This window comes from Priestia sp. FSL W8-0524 (genome assembly GCF_038005965.1).
GTDB lineage: Bacteria > Bacillota > Bacilli > Bacillales > Bacillaceae_H > Priestia > Priestia zanthoxyli.
The window spans coordinates 29,404-48,202 of sequence record NZ_JBBOUG010000005.1; the positions used below are offsets into that span (position 1 = coordinate 29,404).

Annotated in this window: 21 protein-coding genes; 18 read left to right on the plus strand and 3 right to left on the minus strand. The window is 36.7% G+C overall.

Annotated elements, in window-relative coordinates; translation table 11 throughout:
* The first annotated feature begins 57 nt into the window (after positions 1 to 57).
* The 14 genes from NST66_RS28985 (at position 58) to NST66_RS29050 (ending at position 14,561) form a co-directional block, all read left to right on the plus strand.
* A complete protein-coding gene (locus NST66_RS28985; protein WP_340843915.1) occupies positions 58 to 315 on the plus strand; it encodes a hypothetical protein in 258 nt (85 codons plus the stop codon).
* A gap of 38 nt (positions 316 to 353) precedes the next feature.
* On the plus strand, positions 354 to 5,681 hold the full coding sequence (locus tag NST66_RS28990; protein WP_340843916.1) for a transglycosylase SLT domain-containing protein: 5,328 nt from the start codon (positions 354 to 356) through the stop codon (positions 5,679 to 5,681).
* A 6-nt stretch (positions 5,682 to 5,687) separates the two neighbouring features.
* On the plus strand, positions 5,688 to 6,500 hold the full coding sequence (locus NST66_RS28995) for a distal tail protein Dit (protein WP_340843917.1): 813 nt from the start codon (positions 5,688 to 5,690) through the stop codon (positions 6,498 to 6,500).
* A gap of 8 nt (positions 6,501 to 6,508) precedes the next feature.
* A complete protein-coding gene (locus NST66_RS29000; RefSeq protein ID WP_340843918.1) occupies positions 6,509 to 8,395 on the plus strand; it encodes a phage tail spike protein in 1,887 nt (628 codons plus the stop codon).
* Between the two features lie 22 nt (positions 8,396 to 8,417).
* Positions 8,418 to 10,292 carry a hypothetical protein gene (locus NST66_RS29005; RefSeq protein ID WP_340843919.1) on the plus strand — a complete coding sequence of 625 codons (1,875 nt, stop codon included), beginning with the start codon at positions 8,418 to 8,420 and terminating at the stop codon, positions 10,290 to 10,292.
* 18 nt (positions 10,293 to 10,310) lie between these two features.
* The gene (locus tag NST66_RS29010) at positions 10,311 to 10,607 is read left to right on the plus strand and encodes a hypothetical protein (protein ID WP_340843920.1); all 297 of its coding nucleotides are present in this window, start codon (positions 10,311 to 10,313) and stop codon (positions 10,605 to 10,607) included.
* Between the two features lie 99 nt (positions 10,608 to 10,706).
* On the plus strand, positions 10,707 to 11,000 hold the full coding sequence (locus NST66_RS29015) for a hypothetical protein (protein WP_340843921.1): 294 nt from the start codon (positions 10,707 to 10,709) through the stop codon (positions 10,998 to 11,000).
* Between the two features lie 48 nt (positions 11,001 to 11,048).
* On the plus strand, positions 11,049 to 11,327 hold the full coding sequence (locus tag NST66_RS29020) for a hemolysin XhlA family protein (protein WP_340843922.1): 279 nt from the start codon (positions 11,049 to 11,051) through the stop codon (positions 11,325 to 11,327).
* Positions 11,328 to 11,340: 13 nt separating this feature from the next.
* Entirely contained in the window at positions 11,341 to 11,580 is a 240-nt protein-coding gene (locus tag NST66_RS29025) for a PTS mannose transporter subunit IID (RefSeq protein WP_340843923.1), read from the plus strand.
* A gap of 61 nt (positions 11,581 to 11,641) precedes the next feature.
* On the plus strand, positions 11,642 to 12,649 hold the full coding sequence (locus NST66_RS29030; RefSeq protein WP_340843924.1) for a peptidoglycan-binding protein: 1,008 nt from the start codon (positions 11,642 to 11,644) through the stop codon (positions 12,647 to 12,649).
* A gap of 91 nt (positions 12,650 to 12,740) precedes the next feature.
* Complete coding sequence (locus NST66_RS29035) at positions 12,741 to 12,965, plus strand: hypothetical protein (protein ID WP_340843925.1); 225 nt, start codon at positions 12,741 to 12,743, stop codon at positions 12,963 to 12,965.
* A gap of 216 nt (positions 12,966 to 13,181) precedes the next feature.
* The gene (locus NST66_RS29040; RefSeq protein WP_340843926.1) at positions 13,182 to 13,817 is read left to right on the plus strand and encodes a type II toxin-antitoxin system antitoxin SocA domain-containing protein; all 636 of its coding nucleotides are present in this window, start codon (positions 13,182 to 13,184) and stop codon (positions 13,815 to 13,817) included.
* Positions 13,804 to 14,262, plus strand: a complete 459-nt coding sequence (locus tag NST66_RS29045) for a type II toxin-antitoxin system PemK/MazF family toxin (RefSeq protein WP_340843927.1) — start codon at positions 13,804 to 13,806, stop codon at positions 14,260 to 14,262. Before NST66_RS29040 ends, NST66_RS29045 begins: the two co-directional genes overlap by 14 nt.
* Before the next feature lie 116 nt (positions 14,263 to 14,378).
* The gene (locus tag NST66_RS29050) at positions 14,379 to 14,561 is read left to right on the plus strand and encodes a hypothetical protein (RefSeq protein WP_340843928.1); all 183 of its coding nucleotides are present in this window, start codon (positions 14,379 to 14,381) and stop codon (positions 14,559 to 14,561) included.
* A 215-nt stretch (positions 14,562 to 14,776) separates the two neighbouring features.
* On the opposite strand, the gene NST66_RS29055 is transcribed toward NST66_RS29050, so the two are convergent.
* From NST66_RS29055 to NST66_RS29065, 3 genes are all read right to left on the minus strand, one after another.
* A complete protein-coding gene (locus tag NST66_RS29055; protein WP_340843929.1) occupies positions 14,777 to 15,052 on the minus strand; it encodes a hypothetical protein in 276 nt (91 codons plus the stop codon).
* A 73-nt stretch (positions 15,053 to 15,125) separates the two neighbouring features.
* Entirely contained in the window at positions 15,126 to 15,419 is a 294-nt protein-coding gene (locus NST66_RS29060) for a helix-turn-helix transcriptional regulator (protein ID WP_340843930.1), read from the minus strand.
* A 38-nt stretch (positions 15,420 to 15,457) separates the two neighbouring features.
* Positions 15,458 to 15,658 carry a helix-turn-helix domain-containing protein gene (locus NST66_RS29065; protein ID WP_340843931.1) on the minus strand — a complete coding sequence of 67 codons (201 nt, stop codon included), beginning with the start codon at positions 15,656 to 15,658 and terminating at the stop codon, positions 15,458 to 15,460.
* 286 nt (positions 15,659 to 15,944) lie between these two features.
* Here NST66_RS29065 and NST66_RS29070 point away from each other — a divergent pair, with 286 nt between their 5' ends.
* The 4 genes from NST66_RS29070 to NST66_RS29085 are packed head-to-tail and all read left to right on the plus strand — an operon-like array spanning position 15,945 to position 18,626.
* Positions 15,945 to 17,303 carry an FtsK/SpoIIIE domain-containing protein gene (locus tag NST66_RS29070; RefSeq protein WP_340843932.1) on the plus strand — a complete coding sequence of 453 codons (1,359 nt, stop codon included), beginning with the start codon at positions 15,945 to 15,947 and terminating at the stop codon, positions 17,301 to 17,303.
* Positions 17,290 to 17,823: a hypothetical protein gene (locus NST66_RS29075; RefSeq protein ID WP_340843933.1), complete on the plus strand. Its 534-nt coding sequence runs from the start codon at positions 17,290 to 17,292 to the stop codon at positions 17,821 to 17,823. The genes NST66_RS29070 and NST66_RS29075 overlap by 14 nt, the downstream gene beginning before the upstream one ends.
* A gap of 11 nt (positions 17,824 to 17,834) precedes the next feature.
* A complete protein-coding gene (locus NST66_RS29080) occupies positions 17,835 to 18,260 on the plus strand; it encodes a hypothetical protein (RefSeq protein WP_340843934.1) in 426 nt (141 codons plus the stop codon).
* Positions 18,261 to 18,272: 12 nt separating this feature from the next.
* Entirely contained in the window at positions 18,273 to 18,626 is a 354-nt protein-coding gene (locus NST66_RS29085; protein ID WP_340843935.1) for a hypothetical protein, read from the plus strand.
* The last annotated feature ends 173 nt before the right edge of the window (positions 18,627 to 18,799 follow it).

Below are 18,799 nucleotides of genomic sequence, written 5' to 3' on the forward strand. Positions count from 1 at the left end.
CAAATCATTACTCAGATAGGGTTTGTTTCGTCTCACTACAATTACACGGAGGAATATGTGTTAGAACATACGCCTGACTGGATTCGTAGAAAATACGAGCAAGCCCAAAAAGAGAAATGGGAAGAGAGTCGTTCTCGTATTACAGAAGGTGTAACTAGCCTAATGTTATTAGTAGATGGCTTATTCAATAAAGGAAAAGGTAGTGAAGAAATCCTTCCTTCCTCGTATGAAAAAGCTATGGAAGCTCAACAAGAACAAATCATTCAAAAAGAAGAGAACTTTGTCAAAGGTTCATGGTGGAAAAAGTCTGGGTAATCCAGGCTTTTTTTAGTTTGGAGGGAAGGAGGTAAAACATGTCTACAGTTGGACAGTCAAACATTCAAATCACTGCTGATGATCAACAGGCGAGGAGAACCATTGGTGGTTTCTTTAGAGGCATGGAAGCTCAAGGAAGACGTTTTACAAATCGTATGCAACGCTTTGATCCTTTAATTGGGGTAACTAACAGTGTGAAGAATACGCGTCAAACGTTAGCCGGACTTCAAGACGACTTCGAGGGGCTAGGTGAAGGTAAAACCTTTCAACGCATTACAAAATCTCTCAATCGCGTTCAAAACGGACTTAAAACAACAGGTCAAGTTAGTCAAAAAAGTTTAAAAGAAATGCAAAAGGAAATAGAGCGTGTTCGAAGTACATTGAATGAACTTGGAGATGACCAGCCTTTTGAGGAAATGAGGGAGGCTTTAGCTCAAACAGAGCGCCAGTTTCAAAGCTTTCAATCTACTACAAGACGCTTTCGTTTTAATCAGCTAGAGAATCTACCTGATCATCTTAAACCATTTCAACGTGAATTAAATGAGTCTCGTCGCCAAATGCGTCAAATGACTCAAGAAGGCACTAAGTCGTTGGATGATTTAGCTGATGCAGCTGTTAAGTCCAGTGTGGGATTAGAGAAAATCACCAGTGTTACGAAATCTGGTAAGTCTGCAATCAAAATCATTCAAGATTTAGGCGATTCAACAAAGGAAACGCAGCTAGCTATTTTAGGGCTTAATAGAAATGGTACCGTCAAAATCTCTACCGAAGAGACCACAAGACGTCTTGGGCAATTTAAAGAGGAACTAGAAGATTCTAAGCGTAAACTTGAAGCTCTTCGTGATGCTGGTGATTTTGGCTCTTATGAGGCTGGTATGCGTGTTGTAGAGAAGAAGTTGGCTGATGTGAATAGAGCAATGTACGCGGCTTCTAAAGGTGGACAGGCTTATCAAAAGATGATTAACGAACTGGGTGTAAATACATCTGATACAGCGAACCAAGCAGCTATTGCTATGGAAGCTTATAAAGATCAATTCATTCGTTCAGTCGATATGATGAACGCAAAGAGTAATCAATCTAAAAAGATGATGGATATTCTACCTGAAGTCAGCCATATTCAGCGAGTAGATAAGTTCTTTTTAGGTATTGGTAATCGTCTTGAGGACATGGCTAAAAGAGGAACAGCAGCCAATATCGCTTTGCGTATGCTAGGCCCTAACGCAAGTATGAAAGATCTTAATGATCGCATCATGCTAATTAACCAAGGTCTAATGCGTATGCAACAAGTAGCATTGTGGGTAGGTATTGCATTTGCTGGCTTTACAGCAGCTATGTTCAATGCTGCAAAAGGACCTGATGTTGCTAAAACGTTAGAGTCACAGGCACAAGCTTGGGCTGATTACCATGAGGCTGTTGATAAACGTACACAGGAGATTATTGATACATGGGGGCTATTTGAAAAAGCACAGTTTGAAAAGCTAGATCCTGCTAAACTGATGTCCAATTTACAAGGGCAAATAAAAGTCCTAGAGGATTGGTCCAAAAACCTAGCTGGGTTAGCTAGTAGAGGTTTAGATGAAGGCTTTATTCAAAGTTTACGTAAGATGGGGCCGGAAGCCGCTTCTCAAATAGCAGCATTAACTCAAATGTCCAATGGTCAATTAAATAAATACGTTGAACTATGGAGGCAAAAATATCAACTCGCAAGGCAAGCTGCTGTTACCGAACTTGAAAAATTAAAGTTGCAAACCGAGCAAAAAGTCAAAGAACTTCAGGATTCCTTAACGCCACTTGGTTTATCTGTAGAGAAGTTTAAGAAAACGTGGGCTGAAGCACTTTCTCCTTTTGTAGAACTCTGGGGGAAGATTGCAGCTAAAGCAGTAGACGCGGCAACAGCTGTTGGTGAATTCATCAACAAAATGAATGAGTTAAATCCTAGCATTTCTTCTTCTATAGGAATGTTTTCTTACTTATTTACGGGTATTTCCCTCTTCTTAGCCCCGATGGCAATTGGAATTGGAAGAGCAGAAGGGATGGCTGCGGCTTTTACCTTTGTAATGACTACGATCAAACCGTTTGTGCTTGGGTTACTCAGAATAGCGGGTATGGCATCAATCCTATCGGCCGCAATTGTTATTGTAGTTGGAAGCTTCATGAAGATGTGGAAAGCCTCTGAAAACTTGAGAAATGCGGTGACAGGAGCCTGGGATGGAATTAAACAAAGTATATCTCAAGCGTTAAGTTATTTAATGCCTGCTTTGCGGAACATGGGGAAGGAAATTTCAGAAGCATTAAACCATATGACGGGTGGTAAAGGCGATTCAATAAAGAGCTTTTGGCAAACGCTTGGAGATATTATAGCAAAAGTCATAAATGTGGTTGTCAACTTTTTGCTACCTCAATTCAGTAACGCCTTGCAACATATCGTAGGTTTCATCATTGGTATTGCTCCACGAATTGGGGAAATGGTGAAGTCCATTGTTGGTTTTGTGAAAACATTGGTCAGCACTATAACAAACGGGAACACTGTTATTGGTAAGATATTCCAAGTTGTGTGGTCAGTTATTGTATTCCTGGTTCAAAGCGCTTGGAATAACATTAAAAACATTGTTACTAGTGGAATTGCTATCATCACAAATTTATTTCAATTCTTCACAAACATTCTGCAAGGAAATTGGAAGTCAGCCTTCAATAACCTGTGGCAAATCGTTAAGAATGTCGTAATTCTGATATGGAACTACATCAACTTAATGATGCTAGGTAAGGTACTTGGAATCTTTAAATCTTTATTCACTGGAGCATTAGCACTGTTTAAATCCGGTTGGGGTGCGATTAGTTACAATGTCCAGTATTGGTTACTATTAATCCGTGAATTTATCAGTAAAATATATACAGCTATTTTAACAAGAACCAAGAATAACTTTACAGGTATGTTGAATGTTGTACGTACCGTTGTAGGCGCTATATGGAATTTCATTAAAACTATTTTTACAACCGTTTATAATTTTTACGTTTCGATATTCCAGCGTATCTATATAGCATTCTCGAATGGTTTAGCTGGTATTAGAGCGGTTGTACAATCTGTATTAAATTTTATTTGGAATTTCATTAAAGCGAATTTCACACGTACATTGAATTTTTATCGTACGATTTGGAATGACATACGCATTGTTTTCTACACAGTGTTAGATGCAATAAAATCAGTAACAACTAGGGTTTTTAACGCTGTATGGGGATTTATAAAAAGCATTTTTACGACAATCTATAATTTCTACGTCACGATTTGCCGTAAGATTTATACAGTCATTAAAACAAATTGGGATAATGCTAGATCAACTACCCAGTCCGTTTTTAACGCTATTTGGAACTTCATTAAGTCTGTTTTCACTAGCATTTATAATTCTGTGGCCAGTGCAGTCAAAATGATTTGGCAAGGCATGAGAAATGGATGGAATACAGCTAAGAGTGAAACAACCAAGATATTTGATAGCATTAAATCAAAAGTGAAATCCATCTTTGATGATATTGTATCTGCAGCTAAAGGTTTACCTAAACGTATTGGTGACGGTATTAAAGCGATGGCTGGCAAGGTAAAAGATGGCGTTGATGCTATCGGTAAAAAACTAGCTGGTGGTCTAAAAACAGTCGTTAACGTTATTACTCAACAAGGTATTAATAAGGTATTAGATAAAATTGGCGTTGATGAAGATAACTGGATTCCAGAACTGAAGATCCCAGGCTACAAAAAAGGCACCGGTGGGCATCCACAAGACGGACCTGCTTTTGTAGGCGATGGTGGGCAAGAAGAGTTAATTCGTTTACCTGATGGGAGTACCTATTTAAGCCCGAATAAGACAACTCTTATCCCAAACATGCCAAAAGGGACAGAAGTTTTAAGCGGACAGCAAACTAAACAGTTCTTTTCATCTATTTCTGCTTACAAGAAAGGGACAAACAAGTTTGCTAGTGGAGCTAAGAAGGCTAAAGAATGGGTGCAAACTAAAGCTGAAGACGCTGCTCATAAAACAAAAGAGCTTGCGGGAAAAGCAAAAGACAAAGTATCTGACGTTATTGGTGATGTATGGTCGTATGCATCTGATCCAGGAAAGCTTATGAAGAAAGTATTTGGCGCCCTAAACCTTAAAATGCCGGATGTTGGTGGAATGATGGGGCAACTTGCTAAATCAGGTGTCTCCAAAATTAAAGATGGAGCCGTAGGCTTTATTAAGTCTAAAATGGATGAGTTCATGCCTTCATTTGGTGATGATGGCGATTCAAACAAGGTAGGTCCAGGTAGTGGTTATGGCGGCATGAGAACATATGTTGAAACCTGGTACAACCGAGTAAAAGATATGTTTGGAAAAACTTCATTTGCTGGTGGTTATAACAACCGTAACATGGTTGGGGGAAGCTCAAAATCAATGCATGCTTATGGCCGAGCCTTTGATATATCCGGGTCCAAGAGTACGATGTCGAAAATCGCAGAGTACTTACGAACTACAGCAAGTAATTTACAGTACGTTATTTATAATCATAGAATTTCGGGACCAGGTAAAGGAAAGAAGTGGCGTCCTTATGGTGGAGGAGGAAAAAATCCTCATACTGATCACGTTCACGCAGACTTCTTCCCACCAGCAGGTCAAGGTGGTGGCGGTTATAGTGGCCCTATAAGTGGTAAACTCTCAAACTGGATTGACCAAGCAATGAAAATGCGCGGTGTATCCGGTTCTGAATGGAAAAACGGCCTAGCGTGGATCATCAATAAAGAATCAACTGGTAATCCAAGAGCTGAAGGCGCGATGACTTCTGACGGAACTGCAAAAGGTCTGATGCAGTTGAAACATTTCAACTACAAAGGAGATCCGTATAACCCTGTTAACAACATCTATTGGGGGATTAAATACATCAAAGACCGTTATAAGAGTATTGGTGGTGCATTAAGCTGGTGGAGAAGTCATAACTGGTATGCAAAAGGTGGCGTCATTGACCGTGATCAAATTGCTCGTGTAGGAGAAGGTGGCAAGAAAGAAGTCATCATTCCTTTAGAACAATTTAAAGACCGTGCTATTCAGCTACTGATGTATGCAGCTGAAAAGCTTGGCTTTGATATGACAGGAATGTTTAATGCGCAACCTCAAGGGCTGGGTGCTAGTAACTTCTCCGGTATGCAAAACGTCATGAGTAACGTCTCTAATAAAGTAGTTTCATCTGTTCCTGGAAGCTCAGGACAAGCTATTCAGGTTAATATTCAACCAGCAACAGCAAAGGTTTATCTTGATGGCGACCAGATAGGAGAATTCGCTTTTAACTATATGGAAGACAAACAAAATACAGAAATTAATTCAATAATTAGAAGAAAGGGGTAGTCGATTGTGCATTTAATCATTGAGAAGTTGGGGAGTACAATCGACTCCCGCGATTATGGTTTAGAGTTAGCTAAGTTCAGAAAGCAGTCTGTCGCTCACAATCATCAAACTGAACAATTTGATAATTATGACGGGGCTATTCGAACTGGTACAACATTTGGGCCAAGAGATTTACAAGCCACTTTTAAATTAAATGGAGATAGCCATATTCTGCTCCAATTATTAATCGATGAACTTCATCAATTATTTGCTACAAAAGAAGAGATTTCTATTATAGATTCACGTCAACCAGGTAAGCGTTGGAAAGCTGTAGTTAATAGCACATACGACGTTGATTATGTCAACCCACAAACAGGAAAGTTCGATATTGCATTTTTATCGCCTCGTCCCTATTGTGAATCGGTTGGAACTACATTAGATGAATTTAATTTTGATTCAGATTTGTGGCAGGTAGGGATGAATTTACCTGCTGATAGAGAGTTGATTTATAGGCATACAACAAATCGTTTTCAAATCTACAACGCTGGTGTGTATTTGGATCCTGAAAAGCTTCCTTTACGCATTTTGTTTAAAGGAGCATCAAACAATCTAACAATCAGAAATAAGACAACAGGTGAAACATTTGTTTATTCAAGTTCGTCAGGTCCTAATGATACTATTTTGCTAGATCGTATACAGCATTTTAAGAACAATACGAATATATTCACCTATACAAACCATAAGCGGATTTCTCTTTTGACAGGATGGAATGACTTTGAGGTTACAGGAACAAGTGGAAGTTTTGAAATTATATTCGACTTTCGTTTTTATTATTTGTGAGGTGCTTTATGAGGGAATTATATGTAAAGTCCTTATCAGGTGAAGAATGGCCTTTAAGCCTTTATACAGTGACGCGTAATTGTAGCACGGATAATGCCAGTCGAACTATCAAGGTTACGGTGCTTCAAGAAGAGCAAAATCAATTAGGGTATAACCAAATCCAAAATAAAGCGTATTTGGTCTTTGAAGGGGAAACATATGTTATTGAAAATGCAAATGAAGTAACAGTTGGTAAACGAGTAAAGAAGAATATTTCAGCTGATCATATTTTTTATCAGAATATGAAGCTACGTAGTCGTATTTATGAAACTATCACAGGAACATTTACGCCTAAAGAGCTGCTTGATTTCTCTTTAAAAGGAACTGGTTATACGTTAGTACTTGATACAACAGATTTACCATCTAAAATAGAGGTCGAAAACTTCGGTAATAATAACCCTTTGGCTTTGTTGCAAGATTTAGTGCCAAATAAGTTAAAAGGTGAATTTGATTATACAAATACAGAAGTCATTGTGGCCAAGCAAATAGGACGTATAACGGATAAACAATTACGTTATGGATTTAATGTGAACAGTCCATCTACAGAAATTGATACAACGAACCTTCGTACACATATCCGTGGTACAGGTAAAGTGAAAGAAGAGACAGACACATTAAGTGGGGTATCTCTTCCTTATGCTTCAAGAACAGGGAAATACGAGATTGAGCCAGGGCAAAACAAATTAGCTACTTGGGAAGTGGGCGCAACTTTCAAATTCTCTTTCACAGGTACAGGGTTTAGTTTTGATACACTGGCTCATTTTTTAGGTGGAGAATGGGAGTTTTCCATTGACGGAACAGAGACAAAAACCATTTCCACATACAAAGATGTAGTAGCAGCGCCACAGACATACGAAGTCGTAAGAGGGCTTGAAGATAAGACACACTCTGTTGTTGCTACTTTCAAGGGTAAAGACTCCAGTAATCCCAATACCAAAGGGGATGATGTAAAGCCTCACAATTATTTATTAGACGGCAATATTATTAAAGTCTATAGAAAGTTAATTGGTGATGAAATTTACATGGCTGTTACAGAATACACCTCACCTTTAGCTAGTGTCTATGGCATATTAATTGCTGATCCAGAACCGGATGAACGTTTCACTGATGAAGCCTCACTTAAAAACCATTTAAAAGAAACACTGACCGATACGATTGAAATATCTATTAAGTTAACAGGTGTGCAATTGGCAGAAATGGATTTAAGCGATGTACGTAAAGGTGATTATTTATGGTGTATTTTAGATCCATTTGATATAGATGTACGTATTCGAGTAGTAGATATTGAAGATTATGAAGATGAAAACAAGTCACCTGTTTTTACATTAGGGTCTATAAAAAAGAAAGCATCTACAATTATGGCTACTTTACAACAAACAGCTAAGAATGTAGATGTGATTTATGATCCAAGTAAAAAGAAAGTAAAATCAACCGCAATTGACGGATCAACTATTGAAGTCAATCTCGCTAAAGCTAAAGGACAACTGAATGAAACGCAGTTGTCTTTTTCAATTCCTGTATATGAAGTAGCTTCAGCTGTGAAAGATGGGCTGATTAGCGCTCAAGACTACGTGAAATTAACGAATTTAAACGTGGGTGACGATGGGAATGTGAATATCCCATTAGCCTCTGCTTTGAATGCAGGATTGATGAGTGCAGAGTTGTATCAGAAGCTCAATGTAATTCAAGTGGATCAGGACGGAAAAGTTATTGTAGACCTATCAAATATTGAACAACTACTTTCTCAACACGAACAAGATATCCAAGTACAAAAGCAAACCATTCAAGAACAACAAGAGGAAATCACGCAATTGAATGAGCGTGTAGCAGCTCTTGAAACCCCTAGTTCTCCATGAACTAAGAGAGGAGAGTGAAAAGATGCCTAAATTCCCATACAATCCGTTCAATAGTAGTCTAGGTTTTGGTCGCAAGTTTATCACTTGGTTAAATCAAATTCTTCGTTATATTGGCGAAGATATGGATGAACAGCAAAAACAGATTACCCAACAGATTAGACGGATTGACGAACAAATAACATCAGTAGATCAGCCTCAAGAAATAAAAGACTTGCGTGAAGGCTCTGACGGTACTTGGTACTCAATTGCAAGGGAACGTTTTATGTCTGAGTTTAATGACATCAATCATGAACTGGAGTATAGAGGTATTAGCGCTAAAAAGTTCGGAGCGCAAGGCAATGGAGTAGCCGATGATTGGAGTGCCATTACAACGGCTATTCAATATGCACTAGATAATGGTCATAAGAAAATTATTGCTTCTGGCATACATGCGATTAGTAAACCCATTCTTCTAGATGATCTGCCTAAAGGATTTGAGCTAGATATCCAAGAACTCAAGCCAACAGATGTATTCACAGGGCAATCCCTTATTATATTTGGTTCACACTCTACGTTTGAACAGCGACAGGTAAAGGTTACTATTCAGCGTTTGGATGGAGTGAATCGAAAGGTCAACGGGATTCATAACCGTGGTTTAAGCTACTCTGATATCTATGTAGGTAATGCAGAAAATATGGACAAATTCTATTATGTAGAAAATCCTAATTTCTTATGTTGTGATATCAGTCTTAATGGGAACCTTGTGAATGAAAATAATTATGGTTTCTACATGAATGCTGTTAACTATCATTGCGAAAACACAAGAATCAATTATAACTTCATCGCAAATAACGCGTGGGGTGGCATTTATTTTCGTGAAGGATGCGGATTCCAGTATGTAAATTCAGCCCTTGATTTCAACGGAAAAGGGTTAGTTGAAATCGAAGTAGATGTAACAGGCAACATACAAACGGACAATACTATCACAGGTCAATCGTCCAAGGCATCAAGTAAGGTAGTAGCAACATACAGAAGAGATGCTAAATACTACGTGTTAGCTAAGGTAGATACCCTTGATTATCGAGTAGGAGAGGTCATTTCTAACGGTACTAAAACAGCTACTATTCTTTCTTTGAAGTCAGGTAAAGATAATACACCAGGAAAATACTTTGACATTATTAATGAAAAGAAGTCAGCCTCTTTTTCTCGTAACATTTATATTTGTTCATATGTTGATAATATCGTAGGTGAATTTATTAATACAGATAAGATGTTTATTGCCAACACGTACAAAAATAGAGGGACTAACTTAAATGGACTAGGAACAGAATTTGACCCTATCAATCGCCTATTACAGTTATTCAACAATGATACAAACTTAAAATTTTTAGAAATCACACCGGAGGGAGATTTGCGTTTTCATCCTGATGATCCATCTAAAAACATTGTTTTTAAAGGGCGAACTTCGATTCAAGGTAAATTCGATGTAATGAGTGAAATGAATATTTATAAAAAAGATTGGTCGATTCTTGGAACGGAAACAACCAATAGTATTGGAATTATGGGGTATGATGGCCAGCCAATTCCTAAAATCTTTCTATATGGACAAATGGTTGAAGTTGCAAAAGATTTAAAGTTTCTAAGTGCTTTGTCACAAATTGTTATGACAGGCACCTCGCCAGAACTACGAGTTGTAAAAGACGGTGGAGGAAACATTGGAGTTGTTAACCTGTTTTCAGATTTAACAAAGGTCCATGGTATCCTTCAACTAAAAACTTATAAAAAGAATGAGTTACCTGATATAACTAAGGGATATTCTGGTCTTATATTTGTAGGAGATGCGACAGGAGGACCAACACCAGCTTACTCAGATGGCTTAGACTGGCGAAGTGTGAAAGATGGAACCATTATTAATTAATCAGGAGGTATATGCTATATGGCTCTTAACAAGTCAATCTTATTAGAAAGTGGTTTAGAAGTAACAGATGCTTATCATCGAATTGAGACGTACAACGGTGACAAAAAAGAGTTAAAGTTTACTTTAGTATCTTATCTTGATAAAACGGCAGCTACAGAAGGAAAAGCAGCATTAAGAGAAGAAACGTTTTCTTGTCCACCTAATTTAGCTGATTATTCATATAACTTTATCAAGCAAGGTTATCAGTACTTAAAAACATTGGATCAATTTAAAGATGCTATAGATGTGTTAGAGGTTGGGCAAAATACTAATTAATTGATGTGAGTAAATGGAATAAACTGTGTTTTTGTGGCAAACAAAGCTTCCTCTAGGCTATAATTGTATTTATGTTTCGATTGAGGGAGGCTTTTTATTATGAGTCAAATGGTTGTGAATGAGTTTGAAAGAAAAATAAAGTCAGAATTAAAGTATATAGCTCGTACTAGAGGATTATCAGGGTATGGGTCAATGGAAATCAAGGAAATAGAAAATTTGCTTTCTCAAAATCTAGAGAAAGTACGTGTGGAAACTAAGTGGGGTACTGATTATCAGTTTTCTTGGCGCGAAAACGGAGAAGAACTTTATTTTGACGCTCGCATTCAAATTAATCCTGGCCGCAAAGATGAACCATTAGTTGATAGATATGGATATGAAAGAAATGATGTGTGAAAAAGACCTTTTAGGGTCTTTTTTTATTTTATAAAAGGGGTGAGGGGGATGTCACAAACTGTGGAGGGGCAGACGATGGAAGCACCACAAAATATCGTAACTGAATTAAAAGCGAAAATTGAATCAATAAGTGTTAGACTTTATGCGGTTGAAAGGAAATCAGATTTACAGGACCAACAAATTTTTATGCTAAATGAAAAATTAAGCAAAATTGAAGATAACACGACTTGGATTAAACGAACTATCATGGGTGGAATTATTACAGCGATTTGTACCGGAGTTATTGGCGGTGCAATCGCTATTTTTTATACCGTTTTACAAAACTAGGAGGTAGTTGAAAATGAAAAAGGACGTATTCACGCTGTTAGGAGGTTTTTTAACAGCTCTTTTGTTTTTCTTTGGAACAATTGGTGTGAGTTTTGATTGGTTCACAACCGAGAGTATTAATGCCTTTGTCATTGTTGTTTCAGCCTTTGCAGCACTTGTTGTTAATATCTATGCAGTGTGGAAGAATACACACTTTGTTCAAGGGCTTAGAGATTGGATAAGAAAGAGAGAAGCTAAAAAACAGAATAAATAAAACTCAGTCACTCTTTATGGGTGGCTTTTTTATATAACTAAAATTCGAAAGGGAGATGGATATGTACGAATTTCAAAAGTTACCGCAGTTAGTTGATAAACGAGGAAAGTTAGTTCATAACGGTTGGTATAGTAAACGTTCTAAAGGTGTAGATTCTATTACAATCCGAGTATGGCATCATTCTTTAACCAAATTATCAGCTGGCGGTTCCAAAATTGAATCCTTTGCAGATTTTCACGTCCGTACAAATGGATGGCCAGAAATCGCTTATGCTTTAATCATTGATCCAAAGCATGTGATTGACGGTAAAGCAGCTATTTATTATTGCGTAGATATTGCTAAGCGTAGTTATCATGTAGGTAACAGCAACACGATTGGTTTAGGTATCTGTGTTATTGGTGATTATCGCACTGACAAATTGGATGCTGCTACAATTAAGTCCATTCAAGATTTACACGCAGCCTTAATTAAAGACGGCATTGGTAAATACGATAAAGCACACAATGAAATGCCAGGATACAGCTGGAAAGCTTGCTGTGTATATGATTATAAAAAGGCGTTTAAAGATGCTGTAGTTACATTGCCGGTTAAAGGACAAGAACCTTCTGTAGTTCCAGGTCTTTATACAATTCAAGAGGGTGATACTTTCTGGAGTATTGCTTTAAAAGAAAAGAAAGACGGTATCACAGTTAATGACTTAATTGCTGCTAATCCAGATGTAAATCCTACGGAGTTAAAAGTTGGCCAAACAATCAAACTTGGCGCAGCTAAAAATACTTATACTCCAGTAGCAACAGCTCCTAAAAAAGAACAATCTGAATATAAGTATCCGTTACCTTCTGGTGTATTAAAAACAGGTTCAACGGATAAAACAGCCGTTCAACAATTACAGAACGCTTTAAATGCTGTTTATTTTAAATGTGGTACAGCTGATGGCATTTATGGAGCCAACACAAAAGATGCAGTAACACGATTCCAAAAAGTTTATTTACCTTATCAAGTAGATGGCATTTATGGACTAGATACAAAAGAGAAATTACAAGCTGTTTTGAAATCAAAAGGATATTAAACATTGCCCTTGCTCTTAGGAGTGAGGGCTTTTTATTTGCTTGAAATAAGAACGCCTGTTCGGTATAATAGGTATATAAGGAGATGGTATCATGCTACGTTTATTGCAAGAAAGTCGTATTTCTAAAAAACCTATTGAAGTAATCTATATGGCTGATAATGGCTCTGTTACACAAAGGTCAATTATTGTTAATGAGATTAGTGGCAAATCAATTAAAGTTTGGTGCTTATTGAGAAATGAGAAGCGAACTTTTAAAGTAGATAATATCCTTTCGTGCGGATTTAAAAACATAAATAAAAGAAGTTTAGCTCAATAACTCTTTTCAAGCTTAAAAAGAGTCATTTCATGTATTTATTCCTTATTTTCCTATTTTTTCTCTTTCTATTTGTAGATTTATGTAATATAATGTTGAAAGTTTGCTAAATAGTCAAACAACATTTAATATATGGAAGGATATTTGTTATTGTTTGGCTAATTTAATAATCACAGAATTTAGTTCGATTTTGTCATTATTAGAGGGGGGATGAATAGAATGGATTTAAAAAGGTTGATTCTGTTTTTTATGAAGAACGGACATAAAACTCTAGGAAGAACAGAATTAATGAAGTATATTTATTTATTCGAGTATTATTATTTTCAAATGTATGGAAAGCAATACACAGACTTAGTGTTTGAAAGGTATAAGTTTGGTCCTAATCAATCATCTGTTGTGGAAGCAACTTACGCTCTTGAAGCTGAGGGGCTAATTGCTGTTGAAGCGTATAAAAACTTTTATGATGGGACATCCTACGACCATCACCTATTAGAAGATAGCTTTCCTGATTATGAGCTTGCGGCCAATGCTGAGCTCGTGGCAGGTTTCGTAGTTGATACTTTGTGGAATCAAAACTATAGGGGAGTATTAGACATAGCATATAGTACTCCGCCAATGAAAGAGATCCTAGAGGAAGAAATACAAACAGGATCTCAACTTTATGGAAGGGTGATTGACATGGCAAAATCAGGTCCAGTTTTTAAGTCAAGTCGTAAAGCCCGAATGGAAGCTAAGAAAAGATTGCAATCTAAAGAGGTGTCTAGAGGTTCGGACATTGAATATTATGCTCACCTTGTAGATCAAAATCAAAAATTCTCTGATACAAGGAGGAGAGCGAACCTTGCCGAGCAGTAATTATAATTCTAAAAGTGATTTAAGAGACACTAGAGAATTCCATTTTGGTTCTGTATGGAAAGTTGATGACCGAGATGTATCAATTCCACAGATAGATAAGCTGAGCAGTACAAGGAATGTGCATCCGGAAAGGTGGGTGGTAGTTATCTCAAATAATAATGAGAACTATCATCCACTTTGTCCTATTGTGACAGTTGCGCCTTTATCTCATAGAGTCGATTTAAAAAGAGCTTTTGACTTAGAACTTTCGAAATCTAATGATAACGTAAAAGTGGATTGTCTGTTACAACTTAAACTAAGCCAACCCATTTTAAAAGTTGACTTGTACGAGGAACAAGGGGAAATATCAGATGATAAGAAAGTTGAACTTCAAGTCTTATTAGAAGGATTCTACGGTTTAAGTTTTGAAGACGAAGACGAGGACGATGAAGGAGAAAGCCTATAATTATAGTTTTCTAGATAATCTGAATTTACATATATAAAAGCTTTTGTCTGTTTGGGCAAAGGTTTTTTTATTGTTTACATATTGCTATGATAAGTAAAGAATGTGAGGTATTAACGATGGAAAACCAAGAAGACAAATATGCCAATATCGATTTAAACAAGGTTTATGAATACGCTGATCTACCGGATAAAGTCTCTGGTCGTTGCGATAACTGCGGCAGTGTTAAATTCAAAAGCAGCGTAGGTGGCGGCAAGTTTCTACGCGAATGTACGAGTTGCGGAATGAAAAAGAACATCTGAAGCAGAATTGTGGACAGCTGTATTTTACAGGAGTACACTTTATAACGATGGTTGTTTTACTATCATCACTTTACTGTTTGACAATGTAATGTTGTTGAAACCCTTTGTTATCTCCCCTGATAGCAAACAATCCCCTTAGCAAATCCTTTTCTGTTTGATAGCAGAAAAGGTAAAGCCCACTGCTCATATGAGTAGTGGGCTTATTTTATTTCAAATTACAATTCTAAATTATATCTTTCAAGTATAACATCTACATCCTCATTTGTTATTCGGGAATACGCTGCAACAAGGTTTCCTGTTAAGTAATCAAGTTCTTTTTCTGCTGATGCCCCTTGTTGGCTTAAATCGAACAACATAAGTATACTTCTTAGAAATAGATCACACGGAAATTGCAAACATTCTGGTCCTCTATCTATTTCGTTTAAATGGACTTTCACCTGTAAATCCTCACATAAATTAATTAAATTTCCTATCTTACTTATTCTCTGCATAACTAAACCCTCCTTTGTCTCTTACAAAGCTATGTATGTATTTAGAGGGTTTAGAACTTTAAATTATAACATTCTATTTACTCTTTGTGGAATTTCGGTTAATCCATTCAAACACTTTATCTCTTGGGTATCTTCCTTTAATTTTGGTCAATCGAGGGAATGATGGATCTGCTGTTAACTTAGTGACGGTCGAATCAGCAATCTGAAAGATTTCTGCAAGATCTTTATTTGTCAGTACTGGCGGATAAGAAAAATGATTTTTACCATCTTCCACTCCCTTCTTATAAGCTTCTTTAAATAATTCCTCCATCTGTGAGTTGAAAACCTCTGCTTCGAGTCCCTCGAAAGTTATGAGTGTACGTACCATAAAGCTCCCACCTTAGTGAAGATTTTAAAGACAATATCTTATTTTTCTTCCTCATATTCGTACAAGTCATCTACTTTACAATTTAAAACTTGTGCCAATTTAAACAACTTATCTGCTCGAGGGAAATTCCTCATAGAAATCCAAAGCGATAGTTGAGTTGGCGAAACGCCTACCTGTTTAGCTACGAATTTTTTCTGGTACCCTTTTTCACTGATTAACTTGTCAATATTTGATTTCATTTCCATCACCTAAGTTATATATTCTTTACATTTATTTAAACCCCTTTTTAGTGTAGGTTAAATTTTTCTGTAAAAAAAATTAAAGGACAAATTCTGATATATCATTCTCCGCCATACTATTTATCAAAGAGTTAAGTGGCGGTTATCGTGACGTACTGTATGACGTAGTTACGCACAATAAGCGCCACTCCAAATCTAATGATCATAATGATTCTAGGTATTTTAAATTGTCGTTACATTCGGGGCTATCTACTATGTAGATACTCTAGAGGGGTGGGGAGCAACAATGATTTTAGAAGTGGTTTCATCTTCAATTATTGGCGGTATTTATTTAGCAGCAAAATTAAAAGGAGGAGAGAGTCCTACAAATGATCATCAGAAAATCAAAATGATTGCTGATGCAGTTGGGTTAAAAAAGAATGGTCAGTCAATTCGAATTCATCGAAAATATCGTCCTAAAAATAAGCATTATACGGAGTATATTTATCAAATACCATTGGGCTTATCCTTGGAAGACTTCCAAGAAAAACATCAAAAGTTCGAAGATGGATTAAATAATAAACAAACAAGATATTTTTTAAGCTTCAAGGATTTGAAAAAGGTTGATTGGAAAGAGTTAAGGAAAATCAATTCGTTCAAAGAGTTGCCCGAACAATTTAAACGGATGTTTGGTGAAAAGCAGTTAATCCGAAAAAGTGTTGAAATGAGCTTTGACGGAATGTTAAAAATAAAGGTTTATGATCGTGCAATGCCAACTTACCTTCCATTTAGAGAATCTGTGTGGGAACAATGTAAGAAGTGGCATGTCCCAATTGGAGAAACAAAAGATGGTGTACATTTTATCCGTTTGGATGACGGGCATGCGGTTATAGCTGGCACAACTAGATACGGAAAAACAACCTTTCTCCATCTATTAATTGCTACATTCTTAAAGCTTCATCCTGATGAAGTGGAATTCAGTCTAATTGATCTAAAATCAGGTTTATCTTTTCAACGTTATAAAGATTGTAAACAGGTTATAAATATGGCTGAGGATTTATCCAGTGCTCATAGTTGTTTCAACGACGTTTTACAAGAGATGAAACATCGTAAAGCATGGTTTAAGAAGCTAGGCGTCGAAAAAATTCAAGATGTTAAACAACCCATCACAAGACATTACGTCATCATTGATGAAGCAAGTAATTTAGATTATAGACGAATGGAATTAAAATCAAAAAAAGATGTTGAAGCTGCTAAGTTTATGTATGAACAATGTAAATCATGGATGAAAATGATTGCCTGTGAAGCAGCATCGCTTGGAATCTATTTGATTTTCTCAACTCAATATCCAACAGCTGAAATTTTAGATAGCCAAGTCAAAGCTAATACAATAACTAAGATTTGCTATAGATTGGACACCGGAACACAAAGTTATGTCGTTCTTGATCATACTGGAGCAGAAGAGATAACTATTAAAGGTCGTGCTATTGTTCGTACACCTGATGGTACAGTGCAGGTTCAAAGCTATTTTTTAGATGACCAACAAATTGAAAAGGTTATAACTCCTCATATTGTAATCAAAGCCCGAAAGGATGATGAAGATGAAACAACTGGTGAAGACTCAGGAGAGACAGGAGAAGATACTCTTATCATTGAGCCAGTGTAGTTATCTAAGTCGTTCACAGATACAGACGATGCACAATATTGGTTCTACTCGCACTGCGCAAAGAGTTATGCAACAGCTTAGTGAATATGTTTCTAGTTTTATGGATGGCGAGAAGATCTATTATTTAAATGCAGAAGGGCGAAAATTAACGGGGTGCAAAAAAGTCTGCAAAAAGCTTACAACTGCTAAGCACTATATTATGCGCAACTATTTGTTTATTGCGTATGGTTGTCCTGACGGATGGAAAAATGAAATGCGTTTGAAGTACAAAGATGTCAATGTTGTTGCAGACGCATTATTCGAAGAAGAAGGAAAATTTTATTTAATCGAAATTGATCATACTCAGAAGATGAGTGCCAATAAAACCAAAATTGAAAAATATAAAAAATTAATATCTTACGGAAAATTAAAATCTCCAACATTTATCTGGATGACTACTACTGAATATCGTCGTAAGCAGCTTTTGAAAATGTGTGAAGGGTTAGACGTACAGATCTTTACCATTACAGATTTTTATTAGGAGGAATTCATATGTTTACATCTAAGAAAATTCAAACGGTTGGTACAATCAAAGAGTTTTTAAATCCATCTCCAGTTAAAGAATCCACAGAAGTTATTACAGGGCAAGAAGGTATGCCATTTGTTTTCGGTGCTATGTTTCCTGTTTTCTTCACTATGCAACCTTCTATGTCATTTGCAGCTACAACAGCTTCAGCCTCTGTTAAAGAAGAAGTCTCCAGAAAAGTCATCGATGCATTTAATCCACTAACTGAATTAGTTCAAGGTTTATCTTATCCACTTGCATTTTTAGCCTTTAGTGCAGCAGGCATCTATTGGCTGCTTGGAAATCGACCTAAAGCATTAGAAATGATGCAAGGTGCAACAATTGGTTATATCATTGTCCAGTTATCACCGATGCTTATGAGATTGCTCGTATCAGTAACAACAGGATTCTAAGGAGGTATTCTCATGTGGGGCAAAGTTCAAACCGTAGGAACGATTACAGAATTCATAAATAAAGAGGCTACACTAGGAACGGCAGCCTCTTTCAATGGGTTGCTAGATTGGGCACTCCATCCTGTCGAGCAGACAAAGGAGATGGGCGCCAATGTAGCATATGATAAAATTGAACCTTTCTTGGATATTATATGCGTCGTGTCTTATCCACTTGCCAGTATCATAATAACAATGGCTGGATTAATGTACATTGTAAACTTCAAAGAGAAAAGTATTTCTTGGCTAACAAAAACAACTATAGCTTATGTATTTATTCAGTTGCTGCCGGTGCTAACAAAAGCTATAATACAGATGCTAGTTGTATAAAAAGAAAGTGGCCAATAAAAATTGACCACTGACCACGTAAATGACCACAAATTAGTTACTAAGAGATACAAACAGATGGAGCTTTACTCTTAAATTATCATTTTATATCTAACTTATAATATTAGAAACTCAACTACATGTCATGATATACAGACTCAAATAAATAGTGTCTA

Coding starts and splice junctions, on each gene's coding strand:
- NST66_RS28990 (WP_340843916.1), top strand. CDS start 354: ATGTCTACAGTTGGACAGTCAAACATTCAAATCACTGCTGATGATCAA.
- NST66_RS29000 (WP_340843918.1), top strand. CDS start 6,509: ATGAGGGAATTATATGTAAAGTCCTTATCAGGTGAAGAATGGCCTTTA.
- NST66_RS29005 (WP_340843919.1), top strand. CDS start 8,418: ATGCCTAAATTCCCATACAATCCGTTCAATAGTAGTCTAGGTTTTGGT.
- NST66_RS29010 (WP_340843920.1), top strand. CDS start 10,311: ATGGCTCTTAACAAGTCAATCTTATTAGAAAGTGGTTTAGAAGTAACA.
- NST66_RS29015 (WP_340843921.1), top strand. CDS start 10,707: ATGAGTCAAATGGTTGTGAATGAGTTTGAAAGAAAAATAAAGTCAGAA.
- NST66_RS29020 (WP_340843922.1), top strand. CDS start 11,049: ATGTCACAAACTGTGGAGGGGCAGACGATGGAAGCACCACAAAATATC.
- NST66_RS29025 (WP_340843923.1), top strand. CDS start 11,341: ATGAAAAAGGACGTATTCACGCTGTTAGGAGGTTTTTTAACAGCTCTT.
- NST66_RS29030 (WP_340843924.1), top strand. CDS start 11,642: ATGTACGAATTTCAAAAGTTACCGCAGTTAGTTGATAAACGAGGAAAG.
- NST66_RS29035 (WP_340843925.1), top strand. CDS start 12,741: ATGCTACGTTTATTGCAAGAAAGTCGTATTTCTAAAAAACCTATTGAA.
- NST66_RS29040 (WP_340843926.1), top strand. CDS start 13,182: ATGGATTTAAAAAGGTTGATTCTGTTTTTTATGAAGAACGGACATAAA.
- NST66_RS29050 (WP_340843928.1), top strand. CDS start 14,379: ATGGAAAACCAAGAAGACAAATATGCCAATATCGATTTAAACAAGGTT.
- NST66_RS29055 (WP_340843929.1), bottom strand. CDS start 15,052: ATGCAGAGAATAAGTAAGATAGGAAATTTAATTAATTTATGTGAGGAT.
- NST66_RS29060 (WP_340843930.1), bottom strand. CDS start 15,419: ATGGTACGTACACTCATAACTTTCGAGGGACTCGAAGCAGAGGTTTTC.
- NST66_RS29065 (WP_340843931.1), bottom strand. CDS start 15,658: ATGAAATCAAATATTGACAAGTTAATCAGTGAAAAAGGGTACCAGAAA.
- NST66_RS29070 (WP_340843932.1), top strand. CDS start 15,945: ATGATTTTAGAAGTGGTTTCATCTTCAATTATTGGCGGTATTTATTTA.
- NST66_RS29080 (WP_340843934.1), top strand. CDS start 17,835: ATGTTTACATCTAAGAAAATTCAAACGGTTGGTACAATCAAAGAGTTT.
- NST66_RS29085 (WP_340843935.1), top strand. CDS start 18,273: ATGTGGGGCAAAGTTCAAACCGTAGGAACGATTACAGAATTCATAAAT.